Annotated in this window: 15 protein-coding genes; 7 read left to right on the top strand and 8 right to left on the bottom strand. The window is 71.2% G+C overall.

What is annotated here, in order from left to right:
- The first annotated feature begins 122 nt into the window (after positions 1 to 122).
- Genes I0C86_RS11730 through I0C86_RS11720 form a run of 3 tightly spaced genes read left to right on the top strand, consistent with a single transcriptional unit; the run spans position 123 to position 3,468 of the window.
- On the top strand, positions 123 to 1,001 hold the full coding sequence (locus I0C86_RS11730) for a hypothetical protein (RefSeq protein ID WP_196201255.1): 879 nt from the start codon (positions 123 to 125) through the stop codon (positions 999 to 1,001).
- A gap of 12 nt (positions 1,002 to 1,013) precedes the next feature.
- Positions 1,014 to 1,652, top strand: coding sequence for a hypothetical protein (locus tag I0C86_RS11725; protein ID WP_196201254.1), 639 nt, complete (start codon positions 1,014 to 1,016; stop codon positions 1,650 to 1,652).
- A 43-nt stretch (positions 1,653 to 1,695) separates the two neighbouring features.
- Positions 1,696 to 3,468: a metallophosphoesterase family protein gene (locus I0C86_RS11720; RefSeq protein ID WP_196201253.1), complete on the top strand. Its 1,773-nt coding sequence runs from the start codon at positions 1,696 to 1,698 to the stop codon at positions 3,466 to 3,468.
- Between the two features lie 82 nt (positions 3,469 to 3,550).
- On the opposite strand, the gene I0C86_RS11715 is transcribed toward I0C86_RS11720, so the two are convergent.
- Both I0C86_RS11715 and smpB read right to left on the bottom strand, forming a co-directional pair.
- Positions 3,551 to 3,811, bottom strand: a complete 261-nt coding sequence (locus I0C86_RS11715) for a hypothetical protein (RefSeq protein WP_196201252.1) — start codon at positions 3,809 to 3,811, stop codon at positions 3,551 to 3,553.
- A 76-nt stretch (positions 3,812 to 3,887) separates the two neighbouring features.
- Positions 3,888 to 4,376: an SsrA-binding protein SmpB gene (gene smpB / locus I0C86_RS11710; protein WP_196201251.1), complete on the bottom strand. Its 489-nt coding sequence runs from the start codon at positions 4,374 to 4,376 to the stop codon at positions 3,888 to 3,890.
- 100 nt (positions 4,377 to 4,476) lie between these two features.
- On the opposite strand from smpB, the gene I0C86_RS44990 reads away from it, so the two are divergent.
- Positions 4,477 to 5,499, top strand: coding sequence for a phosphotransferase (locus I0C86_RS44990; RefSeq protein WP_196201250.1), 1,023 nt, complete (start codon positions 4,477 to 4,479; stop codon positions 5,497 to 5,499).
- 1 nt (position 5,500) lies between these two features.
- On the opposite strand, the gene I0C86_RS11700 is transcribed toward I0C86_RS44990, so the two are convergent.
- Positions 5,501 to 5,656 carry a VOC family protein gene (locus I0C86_RS11700; RefSeq protein WP_196201259.1) on the bottom strand — a complete coding sequence of 52 codons (156 nt, stop codon included), beginning with the start codon at positions 5,654 to 5,656 and terminating at the stop codon, positions 5,501 to 5,503.
- 72 nt (positions 5,657 to 5,728) lie between these two features.
- Between I0C86_RS11700 and I0C86_RS11695 the strand changes: the two genes are divergently transcribed.
- On the top strand, positions 5,729 to 6,181 hold the full coding sequence (locus I0C86_RS11695; RefSeq protein WP_196201249.1) for a hypothetical protein: 453 nt from the start codon (positions 5,729 to 5,731) through the stop codon (positions 6,179 to 6,181).
- 156 nt (positions 6,182 to 6,337) lie between these two features.
- Here I0C86_RS11695 and I0C86_RS11690 read toward each other — a convergent pair whose 3' ends face one another.
- Positions 6,338 to 7,336, bottom strand: a complete 999-nt coding sequence (locus I0C86_RS11690) for a diacylglycerol/lipid kinase family protein (RefSeq protein ID WP_196201248.1) — start codon at positions 7,334 to 7,336, stop codon at positions 6,338 to 6,340.
- Positions 7,337 to 7,434: 98 nt separating this feature from the next.
- Positions 7,435 to 9,348, bottom strand: coding sequence for a molecular chaperone HtpG (gene htpG, locus I0C86_RS11685; protein ID WP_196201247.1), 1,914 nt, complete (start codon positions 9,346 to 9,348; stop codon positions 7,435 to 7,437).
- A 305-nt stretch (positions 9,349 to 9,653) separates the two neighbouring features.
- Here htpG and I0C86_RS44745 point away from each other — a divergent pair, with 305 nt between their 5' ends.
- Positions 9,654 to 12,734: an AfsR/SARP family transcriptional regulator gene (locus I0C86_RS44745; protein WP_196201246.1), complete on the top strand. Its 3,081-nt coding sequence runs from the start codon at positions 9,654 to 9,656 to the stop codon at positions 12,732 to 12,734.
- 65 nt (positions 12,735 to 12,799) lie between these two features.
- Here the strand turns inward: I0C86_RS44745 and I0C86_RS11675 are convergent, their stop codons facing one another.
- Positions 12,800 to 13,306, bottom strand: coding sequence for an SRPBCC family protein (locus I0C86_RS11675; protein ID WP_196201245.1), 507 nt, complete (start codon positions 13,304 to 13,306; stop codon positions 12,800 to 12,802).
- A gap of 14 nt (positions 13,307 to 13,320) precedes the next feature.
- On the opposite strand from I0C86_RS11675, the gene I0C86_RS11670 reads away from it, so the two are divergent.
- A complete protein-coding gene (locus I0C86_RS11670) occupies positions 13,321 to 13,920 on the top strand; it encodes a TetR/AcrR family transcriptional regulator (RefSeq protein WP_196201244.1) in 600 nt (199 codons plus the stop codon).
- On the opposite strand, the gene I0C86_RS11665 is transcribed toward I0C86_RS11670, so the two are convergent.
- A complete protein-coding gene (locus I0C86_RS11665) occupies positions 13,901 to 15,202 on the bottom strand; it encodes an alpha/beta hydrolase family protein (protein WP_196201243.1) in 1,302 nt (433 codons plus the stop codon). The two genes, I0C86_RS11670 and I0C86_RS11665, sit on opposite strands and share 20 nt — an antisense overlap.
- A gap of 180 nt (positions 15,203 to 15,382) precedes the next feature.
- A complete protein-coding gene (locus tag I0C86_RS11660) occupies positions 15,383 to 16,123 on the bottom strand; it encodes a D-Ala-D-Ala carboxypeptidase family metallohydrolase (RefSeq protein ID WP_230393997.1) in 741 nt (246 codons plus the stop codon).
- Positions 16,124 to 16,144: the final 21 nt, after the last annotated feature.

The raw sequence follows: 16,144 nt of genomic DNA, 5'->3' as shown, positions 1-16,144 counted from the left end.
GCGCCCCACTGACCTTCGGTTCGACCGGCGGGCAGTACCAGCTCGCCGGTGACCAGTCCTGGAAGCAACTTCTGCTCGCCGGCCTGGCGCCCTGACACCTGATCAACCCGAGGAGCCGACCCATGCCGACCGGCGAGGAACGCAGATTGAAACTGGTCAAGGCCACGCCGACCGTCGAGCCGACCTCCGGCGGCGACGATCGGGAGCCGATCCCCGTCGAGGCAGGAGCGCCTGGCGGCGGGGTACGACCGTCGGCCCGCCGCCGGCGACAGCCGGCCCGCCGCACCGTCACCCGGCGACTGCCGGAGTCGGGGGACCCGGTGGAGTCGATCCTGGAACGGCTCGACCAGGAGCCGGTCGATGCCGGTGGGCGGCCGGTCGATCCGGACGGGCAGCCGGTCGATGCCGACGGGCAGCCGGTCGATGCCGACGGGCAGCCGGTCGATCCGGACCGGGGGGCCGCTGTCGGCACCGACTCCGCGGGGGAGGCACCGACGGCCGGCCCGGACGCGCCGGAGCGCCGGCCGGGTACCACGATCGCGCTCGCCGCCGCTCTCTGTGTGACGTTGGCCCTGGCCGGATTCCTCGGCTACCAGCGGTATCAGGACCGGGCCGTGGAACAGGCGCGGGCGCAGGCCCTGGCCGCCGCGAGGCAGACGACGGTCAACTTCGTCTCGGTCAGTGCTTCCAGCGTGGACAGCGACCTCCAGCGGATCACGGCCGGCGCCGCGGGGGAGTTCAAGGAGGAGTTCACCCGGGGCCAGGCTCAGGTGCGCGCGGCGGTCATCGAGAACAAGGTCGAGTCGACCGGTACGGTGCTGCGCGCCGGCCTGGTCTCCGGGGACCTGCGTGCCGCGGTGGCGCTGGTGGCGGTGGACGCGACCGTCAAGAACGTGCACGCCCCGGACGGGCGCGCGGCGCACTACCGCATCCAGGTCGACCTGACCCGGGACCGCGACTCCGGTGCCTGGCTGGTGTCCCGACTACAGTTCGTCGGCTGAGAGGAAGCCCCCATGCGATCGTCCGCCGCTGCACTGGCCCGACGACTGCGCCTGCGGCGCCGTACCGAAACGGGCCCGACCGAGGACGGTGCCGGTCGCCCGGACCGGGCGGACGCCGAGCCGGACCGACCTCGATCCGGACGCCGACTCGGATGGTTCGGACGGTTCGGCCGATTCACCGGCAACCGCCTGTGCCTCGTTTTCGTGGTCGCCATCGTGCTGGCCATCGGGGTGGCCGGCGCCACCGGGTACGCGCACCACCGCACCGGAGCGCGGGACTCGGCGGTACGCCAGGCGTTGGCCACCGCCGGACCGGCCGCCAAGGCGATCTTCTCCTACGACTACCGCAGCTTCGACGCCAGCGTGGCGAACGGCCGGGCGTTCGTGACCGGCCCCTTCGCCGACGAGTACGCGGCGACGACGGCGACGCTGAAGTCGACAGCCGTCTCCGAGCAGGCGGTGGTGCTCGCCGAGGTGTCCGCCAGCGGCGTGGTCCGGGCCGATCCGGAGCGGGTCGAGCTACTGGTCTACCTGAACCAGTACCGGCGCAACGTCAACACCGAAGGCGAGAAGGTCGACCAGAACCGGGTCGTCCTCGAACTGCGCCGGATCGGCGAGGACTGGAAGGTCTTCCGGGCCACCGCCATCTGATCCGCGCGCAAGCCGTGCGGGGCCTCTGGTTGACTCTTCTGCCATGACGCAGGATCCCGATTCCGGAGCTGCCGACCGGACGGGAGGCCGTCCCCTGCTCTGCGAGCCCTACCTGCTCGACCCCGGCCCGTCGAGCGCGTACGTCGTGTGGCACACCGAGGAGCCCGGCACCGGCCAGTACGTGCTGCTCGGTGCCGGGGTGACCGGAATGACCGCGCGGCAGGCGGTGCACGCGGCGACCGTGGCAGCGGACTCCGGGCCGGACTGGCGGCGCTTCCCGGCGGAAACCCACCGGCTGACCCGGACCCGGGAGGACGCCGACTCACGGGTCCCCGGACGCGCCTTTGCGGCGGTGACGCCCCGGCCCGTGTACCGGCACCTCGCCCGGCTCACCGGCCTGGCCGCCGGTCGTACGCCGTACCGGGTGGTGTCGGTCGACGATCGCGGCCGGGGCACCGTCACGGCGGCGTACTCGGTCGCTCCGGCGGCCCCCGAGGATGCCGGCGTACGGCTGCTGCTGACCAGTGACCACCAGCTGAAGGAGATGACGCCGGCCAACCTGGCGAAGGTCGCCGAGACCGTGGGTTTCCGGCTGGACGGCGTACTGATGGCCGGCGACATGGTCAACGTCCCGGACCGAGCCAGCGACTGGTTCGACTGCGGCAACGGGCTCGCCTTCTTCGCCAGCATGTCGGGGCGGGCGGAGCACACGATCGCCGGGCGGACCTACCGGGGCGCGCCGCTGCTGCCGCACACTCCGCTCTTTCCCGCGATCGGCAACCACGAGGTGATGGGCCGGTGGTCCGAGACGGACAGCCTGGAGAGCCAGTTCACCGATCCGCAGCCCCGGCAGGTGGCCGAGGCGCACCGGTCCGAGGTGAACGCCGCCGAGATGAACGCCGCCGAGGTCGACGCCGCCGGGCCGGATGGTCCCGCCGAGGACCGGCTGGCGGACCGGTCCTGGAACGTCACGACGTACGAGGAGCTTTTTCCGTATCCCCGCAGTGCGGCGGGCGGGCCTCGCTGGTGGTCCCGGACCATCGGCGAAGTACACCTGGTCACGCTCTTCGTGGCGACGATCTGGCGGCCGGGCGTGACGTCGGGGCGGGGCAGGTACTCCGAGGGCGCCGCCACCCGGGCGGATCCGACGCGGTGGGGTCACGGCCAGTTCATCTTCGAGCCGGTACACCGGGGCTCGGCACAGTACCGCTGGCTGGAGCGGGAACTGACCTCTGCGCAGGCGCGTCGGGCCCGGTTCCGGGTGGTGATGTTCCACCAGCCCGGCCACGGGCTCGGCGAGAACTCGTCACCGCCGTTCACCGATCCGGTCCCGACCGTACGCCGGGACCCGGCCAGCGGCGCGGTCCGCTCGGTGGAGTACGCCTATCCGCTCGCCGAGGACCACATCCTGCGCGATCTCGAACCACTCTTCTCCGCCACCGGAGTGCACCTGGTGCACAACGGTCACGCCCACCTGTGGAACCGGTTCCGGAACCCGGCCGGGGTCAACTGGCTGGAAACCTCGAACGTGGGCAACAGCTACGGCGCGTACGACGTGTCGTCCGGCGTCTCGCGCACCCTGCCGGAGGATCCGGACCTCGTCCGGCAGGGTGATCCGGGCGGGCTGACGCCGATCGTGCCGACGGTCGCACCGCTGACCGGGCCGTCCGGTGCCCCGCTGCCGTACGTGGCCAGCAACGACATCACGGTCTTCACGATCCTGGACTCGGCCGCCGGGGTGGTCCGGTCGTACCGGTTCGACACCCGGGACCCCGATTCGCCGGTGGTGCTTTTCGACGAGTTTCCGCTGGCCTGAGTCGACTGTCGCGATTCGGGACGGGCCGGCGGGATCAGTCCGGCGGGCTCGACCGAGGTCAGTCCGGCGGGCTCGACCGGGGTCAGTCCGGCGGCTCCGGGGTCACCGTCTGCTCCGAGGTGCGCCGCTCCAGGAACGAGTCGGGCGCCGCCGAGTCGGCCGTCGCCGAGTCGACGGACCGCCGCTCGGACTCGGCGATCGCGCTGCCGCCCGCCTCCCGCCGGTCCGAGTCGGCGAGGATGGCCTCCGCCTGCTCCCGGGGATCGTCGCTGCCCGCCGCCCGCTCCTCCGGCAGCAGGTGGGCGGCCCGGTTCTCGACCCGATCACTGGTTCGTTCGCTCATGCCGCTGATCCATACCCGCAGTCGGCACCCGCTACGCACGGCGGAGCACCTGGGAACCGGTCACCGGGGAATCGGGTCAGCCGTTCCGCCTCGGCATGCCCTTGAGGTGGCGGCCCATCTCCCGGGCGATCTCCCGGTTCGCGTCCCGTTCGGCCAGCGCCTGCCGTTTGTCGTACGAGCGCCTGCCACGGGCGATGCCGAGTTCGACCTTCGCCCAGCCGTTCTCGAAGTACATCGACAGCGGTACGAGCGTCAGCCCCGGGTCGCGTACCCGGTCGAGAATCTTGTTGATCTCGACGCGGCGGAGCAGCAGTTTCCGCATCCGCCGAGGCTGGTGGTTCGTCCAGGTGCCGTACGCGTACTCCGCGATGTGCAGTCCGTACAGCCAGAGTTCGCCGTCCCGCTCCTGGGCGAACGCGTCGACCAGCGACGCCTGCCCGGCCCGCAGGGACTTGACCTCTGTCCCGCGCAGGGCGAGGCCCGCCTCGTACGTCTTCAGGATCGCGAAATCGTGTCGCGCCTTCTTGTTCGAGGCGATGAGCTTACGACCGACTTCCCTGGACACGGCCGCCTCCCGATCACGTCACGCTCGCCGTCGTCACGCATGCTACGTCGGCGGCGGAAAATCCCTGGGTGTCCCCGATCGGCGGCGATAGCGTGACGTCGTGCCTGTCGACATCCCGACCCCCGAGGAGCGCCTGGCGCCGGACTGGCGGGCCGAGAGCGATTCGTGGCTGGCGGGACGGCTGGCGGCGGTCGGTGTCACCACCACCGGGCCGGTGCGGACCGTCCGGGTCCGGGCCTGGTCGATTCTGCGCCAGGTGCCGACCAACGTCGGGCGGGTGTGGTTCAAGGCGAACGTACCGGGCAACGGGTTCGAGGCAGCCGTGGTGGGGGCGCTGGCGGGCTGGGCGCCGGACTTCGTCGTGCCCCCGTTGGCGGTCGACCCGGACCGGGGCTGGCTGCTCTCCCCCGACGGTGGGCCGACGCTGCGGACGGCGACGGCGGACCGGCCCGACCCGGACCACTGGGTGGACCTCCTCCAGAGGTACGCCGAATTGCAGCGGCTGGTGGCCCCGCACGGCGTCTGGCTGGTCGGGCTCGGCCTGCCGGACCTGCGGACCGACCGGATGCCGGCGACCCTGGCCGACCTGCTGGCCGATCCGACGGTCACCCTGGACCCGCCGGTCCGGGCCGCGCTGGTCACGCTGATCCCCGAGTACGACCGTTGGTGCGCCGACCTGGCCGCGGACGGACTGCCGCCGTCGATCCAGCACGACGACCTGCACGACGACAACGTCTTCGTCGGCGGCGCGGGGCTGCGGTTCTTCGACTGGGGCGACGCCTGCCTGGCCCATCCGTTCGGCACCCTGCTCGTGACGCTGAACGCCGCCGCCAACCAGTTCGGATTCGCGCCGGGCGGGCCGGAACTGGGCCGGCTTCGGGACGCCTACCTCGAACCGTGGACCGATCTGCGGGACCGGGACGAACTGCTGCGGTCGGTTCGGCTCGCGCTGCGGGTGGCGCGGGTGGGTCGGGCCGTCTCCTGGCGGCGGGCCCTGGTCGGCGCCACCGATCCGGGGTGGCGACGGGCGCTCGGCGGCCCGCCCCGGATCGCCCCGGAGCACGTGACGGCGCCCGCCGCCTGGCTGGCGACGCTCACCGAGCCTGAACCCGAACCCGGCTGATCTACTCGGTCCTGCCCTGCTCGAACAGGATGCCGGGCACGGGTGCGGGCGTCTCGACAAGCACCTCGGCGGCACCCGGATCGTCTATCTTGGACACCGGCCATCCGGTCACCCTGCTCCAGAACCCCGCCAGGTCGTACGGATCGGCACAGTCGATGGTGAGGTCGCAACGCGATCATGCCTGTGGTTCCGACCTGCCCGTCTTGTCCACCCGGGCTAGCCTGGCAGCATGTTGGAAGCTCGGAAGGCCAGCGTCTGGCAGAGCCGTTACGAGATCAGCGTCGATGGTCGGACGGTCACCACCTGGGACAGCACCTTCTGGAAGGCCGGCGGCAGCTTCGAGCTGGACGGACAGCACTACCAGGTGCGCGGCAACGCCTGGGGCAGTCGGTACACCCTGCTCGACGCGGCCGACACCACTGTCGCCTCGGCGGACCGGGTCGGGCGCAAGCGGTGGGCGGTCGAGGCCGGTGGTCAGACGTACCACTTCCAGCGCGCGTCGCTCTGGAGCAACGAGCAGGAGTTGCAGATCGGAGGCCGGCGGGTGGGTTCGGCGAAGCGCACCAGTTTCTGGCGCGGGGACGTCGTCGCCGACCTGCCCGGCCTACCGCTGCCGGTGCAGATCTTCGCCGTCGGCGTGGTCATCACCACGTGGGAGCAACAGGACGCCACGGGCGGTTGATTCGGATGTTCCGTGACGCCGCGAACAGGTACCTCGACGCGGTGGACCGGGCGCTTCCCGGCCTGGTGCAGCAGTTGTACGTCGTGGGGTCGGCCGCCGCCGGCTGACGACGCCTGGCGGCGCTGGGCCCGGCCGGCGAGTTGACGAACGGGGCGCCTACGGAACGGCCGGCTCGTCGGGCCGGGACTCGGGTACGCAGACGGTCAGCCCGGCCGGTACGACCCGGGCCTTCAGCCGCTTCACCCGATCCCGCGCTCCCCCGTCCAGCTCGTACGTCATCGGCTCGGCGAACCTGACGTTGATCTTCCGGCCCCGGGTGATCCGGACGAACGGGGACTCGTCGGACCGGCCCACCGCCATCTGGCCGAGCGTGCGGGCCCACTCCAGCACCCCGCTGGCGGTCGCCACGCCCACCTCCAGGCAGCCGTCGTCCGGACGGGCGTCGTCGAACGCGGGAATGCCGCCGGTGACCGTGCCGACGTTGCCGAACAGCACACAGCTCGCCTCGCCGTCGAACCACTCGGTGCCGTCCACCGTGATCCGCAGCCGCGCCGTCTCGCTCCGGACGTGCCGCAGCCCGGTCCAGACGTACGCCAGTCGGCCCAGCCTGTCCTTGAGTCGGCGGTCCGCGTCCCGGATCATCTCGCCGTCGAAGCCGGCACCGGCCATCACCGCGAAGTGTTCACCGTTCAGCCGGCCGAGGTCGATCGCCCGTCGCGGACCGGTCAGCCCGATCTGGAGCGCCTCGGGCAGGTCGGCCGGAATGTTCAGGTTCGTGGCGAGCAGGTTCGCCGTACCGGCGGGCAGGATCGCCAGGGTGGCGTCCGAGCCGGCCAGCGCGTCGGCGCAGCGCTGCACCATTCCGTCCCCGCCCCACACGAAGACCAGCTCGGCGCCCTTCTTGAGCGCCTTACGGACCTTTTTCGGCGCTTTGCGACTCTTCGGCACCTCGTACCAGAGCAGATCCTCGACCCCGGCGCCGCGCAACCGGGAGCGCAGCTCGTCGAGCCCGCCACCGAGGACCTTCTTGCGGTGGGCGACGACCGCTATCCGGCCGACCGGAACAGGGGCCCGGCCGACCGGAACGGGCCCGGGTGCGGGGTCGGATCCCGAGGTCGAACCGGTGGCGGCGCGGTCGGTCAGCAGGGTGCTCATGGCTGGGACCTATACCCAGCCGCCGGGCCTTCCACGCGGGTCCGGACCGCCCGCCGCCGACGGGCTGACCCCACTGCGGGCCAGCCCGTCGCCGACGATCAGAGGGTACGGGCCAGCCGGTCGGCGAGCAGTCGGGTGAACCGGGCCGGATCGCCCAGTTCGCCGCCCTCGGCGAGCAGCGCCATCCCGTAGATCAGCTCTGCGGTCTCGGCCACCGAAGCGTCCTCCCTGCGCTGCCCGTGCGCCTCCCGCAGGCCGGTCACCAGCGGATGCGTGGGGTTCAGCTCCAGGATCCGCTTGACCGTCGGCATCTCCTGCCCCATGGCCCGGTACATCTTCTCCAGGGTCGGAGTCATGTCCTGGGCGTCGCCGACGATGCAGGCCGGCGAGGTCGTCAGCCGGGACGAGAGCCGCACCTCCTTGACGTTCTCGCCGAGTTGGCTCGACATCCAGGAGAGCAACTCGGCGAAGTCCTTCTCCTGCTGCTCGCGCTCGGGACCGGCGTTTGCCTTCTCCTCCTCGGTGTCGAGGTCGACCTGCCCCTTCGCGATGGACTGGAACCGCTTGCCGTCGTAGTCCTGGACCGACTGGACCCACATCTCGTCGACCGGGTCGGTGAGCAGCAGCACCTCGTACCCCTTGGCCCGGAAGGCCTCCAGGTGCGGCGAGTTCTCGATCGTCGCGCGCGACTCGCCGGTGGAGTAGTAGATCTCGGTCTGCCCCTCCTTCATCCGCTCGACGTACTGCCCGAGGGTGGTCAACTCCTCCGGGTCCCGGGTCGAGGCGAAGGAGCTGATGTCGAGGATCGTCTTCTGGTTGTCGTGGTCGTCGAGCAACCCTTCCTTGACGGCACGACCGAACTCGGACCAGAACGTCTGGTAACGCTCGGCATCGCTGGTCATGATGTCCTTGATCGTGGACAACACCTTCTTGACCAGGCGGCGACGCATCAGCTGGATGTGCCGGTCCTGCTGGAGAATCTCCCGGGAGATGTTGAGCGACAGGTCCTGGGCGTCCACCACGCCCTTGACGAAGCGCAGGTACTCCGGCATGAGTTCCTGGCAGTCGTCCATGATGAACACCCGCTTGACGTACAACTGGACGCCGCGTTTCGCGGAGCGGGTGAACAGGTCGAACGGCGCTCGGGACGGAATGAAGAGCAGGCTCTCGTATTCGAACGTCCCCTCGGCCCGCATGTGGATGATCTCCAGCGGATCGGACCAGTCATGGCTCAGGTGCCGGTAGAACTCCTTGTACTCGTCTTCCTTGACGTCGTCCTTCGACCGGGCCCAGAGCGCCTTCATCGAGTTGAGCGTCTGGATCTCGGTGGTCGTGTTGCCGTCGTTGTCGGTCCGCTCGACGGGCATCCTGATCGGCCAGGCGATGAAATCGGAGTAGCGCTTTACGATCTCCCTGATCTTCCATCCGGCCGTGTAGTCGAACAGTTGGTCGTCCTTGTCCTCCGGCCGGAGGTGCAGGGTGACGGCGGTGCCCTGCGGCGCGTCGTCCACCGTCTCGATCACGTAGGTGGCGCCGCCGTCGGACTCCCACCGGGTCGCCGTCTCCTCTCCGGCGCGTCGGGTCAGCAGGGTGACCTTGTCCGCGACCATGAAGCTGGAGTAGAAGCCGACGCCGAACTGCCCGATCAGGTCCTGGGAGCCGGCCGCGTCCTTCGACTCCTTGATCTTCTGCATCAGCTCGGCCGTGCCGGACTTGGCGATGGTGCCGATGAGGATGATCACCTCGTCCCGGGACATGCCGACTCCGTTGTCCCGGACGGTGAGCGTCCGCGCCTCCGGGTCGACCTCCAGGTCGATGTGCAGGTCGGAGGTGTCGACCGCCAGATCCTTGTCGGCAAAGGCGGCCAGCCGCAGTTTGTCCAGTGCGTCGGAGGCGTTCGAAATGAGCTCCCGCAGGAAGATGTCCTTGTTCGAATAGATCGAATGAACCATCAGTTGCAGAAGCTGACGCGCCTCGGCCTGGAACTCGAAAGTCTCAGTCCCGGTGCTCATGTGACTCCTCCACGAAGTACCCTCGTCGCCGACAACGGCCCGACGCCCCGATCGGGCCCCGTAGCGGACCCGCGCTGGCGCCTCGGCCGGCGCCATACTAAATGACCGGGTGCGACAACTACGAACACCCGGTAGTCAGTCGATCGGACAGTCATCCGACGATCCGCCGTCGGCCGCGCGTGATTGCCATGTGGGACAGCCCGTCCCGTCGATCTTCCGCCCGCCGGCATTGTGTGATCCTTGAATCCGCTCGCCAACCGACTAGAGGCCAGGGTCTGCCCTGACCGGGCGGAGGTTCGCAGACGGTGCTGGAGTTTCGGCTGCTCGGCGATGTCGACGTCCACGTCGACGGGCACCGGATCGAGATGGGGCCCGCACGGCAACGGTCCGTCCTGGTCGCCCTCCTCGTCGACGCGAACGAGATCGTCTCGGTGGGACAACTCCTGGACCGGGTCTGGGCCGACCGGCGACCGCAGCGGGCCCGGGAGACCCTCTACAGCTACCTGTCCCGGCTGCGGCACCGGCTCTCCCCCGCCGCCGGGGTGACGGTGACCCGGCGGTCGGCCGGGTACCTGCTCACCGCGCCACCGGACGCCGTCGACCTGCACCGGTTTCGCGGGCTGGTCCGGCAGGCCCGGAACACCGAGGACGACGCACGGGCACTTCCGATGTTCGACGAGGCGCTGGGGCTGTGGCGGGGCGAGGCGTTCGCGCACCTGGAAAACCCCTGGCTGAGTACGCTGCGGGAGGCGCTCGGTCAGGAGCGGTTCGCCGCCGAACTCGACCGGCGCGACATCGCCCTCCGCCGGGGCCTGCACGGGGAGTTGCTGCCGGAGCTGACCCGCCGGGCCGCAGAACATCCGCTCGACGAACGCCTCGCCGGCCAACTTCTTCTCGCCCTGTACCGCAGCGGGCGGCAGGCGGACGCGCTGGACCACTACGCGCGCCTGCGGCGCCACCTCGCCGACACCCTGGGCGTCGATCCCGGCCCCGAACTGAGGCAACTGCACCTGCGGATGCTGCACACCGATCCCGGCCTGACCAATCCGGCCGGAGTCGTCCGGGCGGCGCCGGGGCCGGCCGAGTCGGAGCCGCCCCGGCCCCATCAACTGCCGCCGACGGTCGCCGACTTCACCGGCCGGCGCCGGGCCGTCGGCTGGCTGGAGAACACCCTCAGCGTCCCGTCCGACCGGCTCCGGGTCATCGCGCTGTCCGGCCCGGCGGGCGTGGGCAAGTCCAGCCTGGCCTGGTACGTGGCACACCGACTCCGCCAGCGGTACCCGGACGGGCAGCTCTACGCCGACCTGCGGGGGAGCTGGCCGGACCCGGTCGACCCGCTCGCCGTGCTGGGGCGTTTCCTGCGGGTGCTCGGGGTGCCCGACAACCTGCACCACGACACGGTCTCCGAGCGCGCCGGCCAGTTCCGCGACGCCGTCCACGACCGGCGGCTGCTCGTCGTGGTCGACGACGCCAGATCCGCCGCCCAGGTCCGCCCCCTGTTGCCGGGGGGCTCGGCCGGTGCGGTCATCGTCACCAGCCGGCAGCGACTGACCGGCCTGGAGGGCGCGGCCCACCTGGGACTGGCGACGTTCGAGCCGGCCGAGGCCGTCGGACTGCTCGAACGGATCGTCGGCTCCGGGCGCGTCGCCACCGAACCGGAGGCGGTGGCCGAGATCGCCCGACTGTGCGGGTACCTGCCGCTCGCCGTACGCATCGCGGCGGCCCGACTCGCCGCGCGCCCGCACTGGCGCCTCGGCCAACTCGCCGAACGGCTACGCGACGAACTGAACCGGCTCGACGAACTCGCCACCGACGACCTGGAGGTACGTGCCAGCCTCGGCCTCAGCTACCGTTCGCTGGCCGAACCGGCTCGGCGGATGCTCCGGCTGTCGAGCCTGCTCGACGCGCCGGACGTACCGGCGTGGATCGGTGCGGCGATGCTCGACGTGACGCCGTCCCGGGCCGAGGGGCTGCTGGAGTCGCTTGTCGACGCCTCCCTGCTGGAACTGATTCCGGGAACGTCCGTGGAGCTGCCGGAACCGACCGGTCCGTCCGTCGGCGAGCCCCGGTACGGGATGCACGACCTCGTCCGGCTCTTCGCCCGGGAACGGGCCGCCGAGGAGGAACCGGAGCAGGTCCGGCGCGACGCGGTGGAGCGGGCGTTCGGCGCCTGGCTGGCCGGTGCGGAGGCGGCCGACGGCCGGCTGCCGACCCGGACGCTGGCACCGATCCGCGGTCCGGCCCGGCGCTGGCGACCGACGCCCGAGGCCGGGCCGGTCGGCGACCCGGTCTCCTGGTTCGACCGGGAGCGGGTCGCGCTGGTCGCCTCGATCCACCAGGCGGCCGATCTGGGGCTGACCGGCCTTGCCTGGAACCTCGCCGCGTCGACGCAGGTGTTCTACGAACTGCGGGGGATGCACGACGAGGCACGGCAGGTCCACGAGGCGGCGTTGCGAGCGTGCCGGCGTGCCGGGGAGCGCCGGGGCGAGGCGGTGCTCAGGCGTAACCTCGCCGACCTGTGGACCTCGCGGCGCGGTGCGGAGCTGCGGGAGAAGCTCGACGCCGCCGAGGCGGCCCTGCGGATCTTCCGGCTGGTCGGTGAGCCACGCGGAGTGGCCGACTCGCTGTGGCTGTGTGCCGACGTGTACCGGATCACCGGACGGCACCGGGAGGCGGCGCCGCTGCTCGCCGAGGCGATGTCCGTCTCCGCCGCCGCCGGTTACGAACTCGGCGAGTGCCACGCTCTGGCACAGCGCGCCATCATCAGCCGGGAGCAGGGACGCGACGACGTCACCCGGGACCTGGCCCACCGCTATCTCGACCTGGCCCGCGGCATGGGCGCCCGACGCGACGAGAGCACCGCACTCACCCTGCTCGGCCTCACCTACGGCGAGCTGGGGCGGCCCGGACCCGGTGAGACGTACCTGCGGCAGGCGGTCGCCGTCGCCCGGGAGACCGGCGACCACGTCCAGGAGACGTACGCGCTGGCCCGGCTCGGCCACCTCTACGCCCTGGACGGCCACCCGTCCGCCCGGCACACCCTGGAGACCGCCCTCGCCCGCAGTCAGGTCGACGGGCTGGCGTTCGGCGAGGCGCTGTCCCTGGCCGGGCTCGGCGAACTGGAGTTGGTCGACGGCCGTCCGGCGCGGGCCGTCGCGCTGCTCCGCCGGGTTCTCCAACTGCTCGGAGAGCCACGGTTCCACTTCCTCCGCGCCCGGGCGCTGACCGTGCTCGGGCACGCGTACGCCAGCGTCGGCGACAACGCCGCCGCCGGGATGGCGTGGTCCGATGCGTACGCGCTGTTCCGCCAGATCGACAACGATGCCGCCGCGGCTCGGGTCGCCGCGCTGCTGCCCAGGCTGCCGGTACAGCCAGCCGCCACCTGACGGCGGAACGCGTACCGGCCGGGGCGGCTGGCGGACCGGCGGGCGCCATCGGCCGGCCGATCCGGTCAGGCCGGATCGGGCCGGTCAGGTGTGCGGGTCGGCAGGGTGGCGGCGTACGTGGCGAGCCCCTCGGCGGTCCGGGTGATGAACCGGCCCAGCGCCCGGCGGTAGATCCAGCCGGTTCCGGGCACCTTGGCGGTGAACGAGGAGTGCCAACGGATCAGGGTGCCCCGGTCGTCCGGGGTGAGGTCGACGTCGGCCCGGTAGTCGCGGATCGGCAGGCCGGAGAGGAGTTCGTAGCTGAATCGGCGGTCCGGCACCCGCTCGGCGACCCGTTCCCGGCTGGTCGTCCGGCCGGTCCGGAAGACGCGGATCGCCCCCACCCCCTCCGGCTCGTCCGACCCCGGTCGCTCCAGTTCGAACGAACCGATCGGGGACCAGGTCGGCCAGCCCGCCCCGTCGCACAGCAACCCGTAGACCGCAGCCGGGCTGGCCGTGGTGTGCACCCGTACGTCGATCTGTTGACCCGCCACCTCATGCACCTCTTCCCAATCATGTACCACCTGGTACATGTACCGTATGGTACATGGCTGGAGAGCTTCGGGGACAACTGCTGTCCCGCGCCGTCGACCACATCGCGGAGCACGGCGTCGGTGCACTGACCCTGCGTGGGCTGGCCGCCGGAATCGGCACCAGCCACCGGATGCTGATCTACCACTTCGGCTCGAAGGAGGGACTGCTCGTCGAGGTGGTACGGGAGGTGGAGAGTCGACAGCGAGCCGCCCTGACCACCCTGGACCTCGATCCGGCCAACTCACTGGCCGACACCATCCGGGCGATGTGGCGCCGGCTGGCCGACCCGGCACTGTGGCCGTACGAACGGCTGTTCTTCGAGATGTACGGCCAGGCGGTGCAGGGCCACCCCGGCACGGCGCCACTGCTCGAAGGCGTGGTGGACAACTGGCTCGACCTCAACGTCGAACTGGCCGCGCGGTGGGACGTACCCGCCGAGGTGGCCCGGACCCACGCCCGGCTCGGCCTCGCGGTGATCCGTGGCCTGCTCCTCGACCTGCTCGCCACCGGTGACCGGGCCGGCACCGACGCGGCACTGGAGACGTTCGCCGCCGGCTACGAGGCCGGACTGCCGATCGCCGGCCCGGACGGGATTACGGCCGGACGAAGGTGATGTCGGGATGTCGCGGCGAAGGGTTCCGGAGCAGATGCTGCGGCCGACCGCGCAGGTGCTGGTCGAAGAACGCGGTGAGGTACGCCCGCAGCGATCCGACCAGGCGGTCCGGATCGACCGTGCCGATCGCACCGGTCACCACCTCCTCCGGCAGGTCGAAGACGGCGCCGAGCTGCGGCAGCAGCAGCTGGTAGTCGGTGAAGCTGAAGTGCTCGCCGTCGGCGACGTAGAGATCCAGCTTCCATCCGGTGGAGTTGGCCCAGAAGCCCGCCCAGTCGCGGGCGTGCTGGTGGGTGTGCGGGGCCCCACTGCTGCGTCCCGCGCCCATCAGCAGGAACGGCCGGTCGAGCCCGCGTTCCACCACGTCCCCGAAGTCGTTGGCGGAGAAGCTGTACGCCATGCTGCCGTCCAGATCGGCTCCGACGTCGATCCGCCGGTCGACGAGCATCGTCTCCGCCGAGGTGAAACCGCCGGCCGAGTGGCCGAACATGCCTGTCCGGGACAGGTCGAACCCGGCACCGAGGCCACGCGGCAGATGCCGCCCCTCGGCGTCGGGATTGCCCCCGCGGGCGAGGACCGCGAGCTGGTCGAGGACGAACCGGATGTCCCGCATCCGGGTCTCCAGCATCCGGTGGTTGAGTTCGGTGGGATCGATCTCGGGCAGTTGCTGCGTCTCGACCCGACCCCCCGGAAACTCGACCGCCGGTGTCTCGTACGTGTGGTCCACGGTAACCACGACGTAGCCCTGGCTGGCCAGTTCCTCGACCAGGATCGTGCCGTTGGCCCGGGGCTCGCCCCCGCCGGGTGAGAAGAGGACGACCGGATGACCGCCCGGCCGTGGCTGTACCGGCACTCCGGACCGGGCGTGCGTGGTGAGCCCTGCCCAGTCGACCTGGTCCGCGGGCAGCCCGAGAAGCCCGGCGACCCGCTCGCCGAGCCGAGGTGCCGCACCCGGAGCCAGGTACGGCGCCAGCCTCCCGCCCGTCGAGGACGCGGCCGGGTACCAGACGCTGAGCATGAGTTCCCTGGGCCGTCCGTCGACCCAGGGATCGGGCCGCTCGGAGTCGACCACGTGCAGTTCGGTGGTGCCGATCGGATACCGGCCGGTCGGCTCGGGCAGGCTCAGCCGCAACGGCGGGGTCTGTCCGGGCGCCGGGGATCCGTTCGGAGTTGACGCTGACGGCCCGGTCCGGGCGAGCGCGGCCGGTGCGGTGGACGTCGCCGACACCACCACCAGCGCCGCGAGCCCGCCCAACAGCCATCGTCGAGAAAGTGTCCGCATACCCGGAAGCCTGTCCTCCCGACCCGACCCCCCAAATCTGCCAAAGGTCGCCAATCCACCCCGAGAAATCTCAGGGATGTAAGGAAGGGCCCCCTATTAGCGCTTCCGGTAGAAGAAGGGCCCCCTCCTAACACCTGCGGCCGGTGCCCGCCCCGCCGCCGACGGGCACCGGCGCGGCGGTCAGGAGACGCCGCAGGAGCTGGCCGACCAGGTACGGCTGGACTTGTGCGCGACGTGCGTGTGGTCGCTGTGTCCGGGGTATCCGGGGCCGAGGATCTCCCGCCACCCGTGGTTGCGGGCCTGCTGGGCGAGGGTGCAAAGACTGTGTGGACTGGCGCCGATGTCGACCGCGTCGCCGTAGAGGTGTCGACTGGTGGCCGATCCGCCGACGGCGTTGTTGCAGGCGTGACTGCGGAAGGCGCTGGTGACCCGGAGCTGCTGGTCGCCGAGGGCGTGCCGCATGGCCTGGAGCTTCCACATGTTGACCAACGCGTTGAACCGGGCTGTCGAGGCCGAGACCGCGCCGCCGGACCAGTCCGAGTTGCAGTCGTTCAACTCGGCGTAGCTGAAGTTGACCGGGGTGCAGTCGTCGTCCTGGAGCGCGTAGATCTTGTTGAACGTCAGCGGCCCGGCGATGCCGTCCGCGCCGAGACCGTAGGCCTGCTGGAAGCGGATGACGGCGGACCGGGTCGCCGGTCCGAAGGCGCCGTCGACGCCCAGCACCGCGTTGTAGCCGGGATAGCCGGCCACCCGGATCTGCAACTGCCGGACGTCCTCACCGGTCATGCCCTCGGAGAGCTGCCGGCTCCAGGTGTAGCAGCCGTCGGCCTGCGCGGGGGCGGCGGTCGTCACGGTCGCGACGAGCGTTGCGGCGGCGGCGAGGGTGAGCGCCGCGAGAACTCTGACGGTACGTCTGAACAAGGGGTCCTCCATACCGAGCGG

It is taken from the genome of Plantactinospora alkalitolerans (assembly GCF_015690345.1).
GTDB lineage: Bacteria > Actinomycetota > Actinomycetes > Mycobacteriales > Micromonosporaceae > Plantactinospora > Plantactinospora alkalitolerans.
The sequence above is the reverse complement of the archived record's forward strand: the minus strand, read 5'-3'. Positions and strand labels throughout refer to the sequence as shown.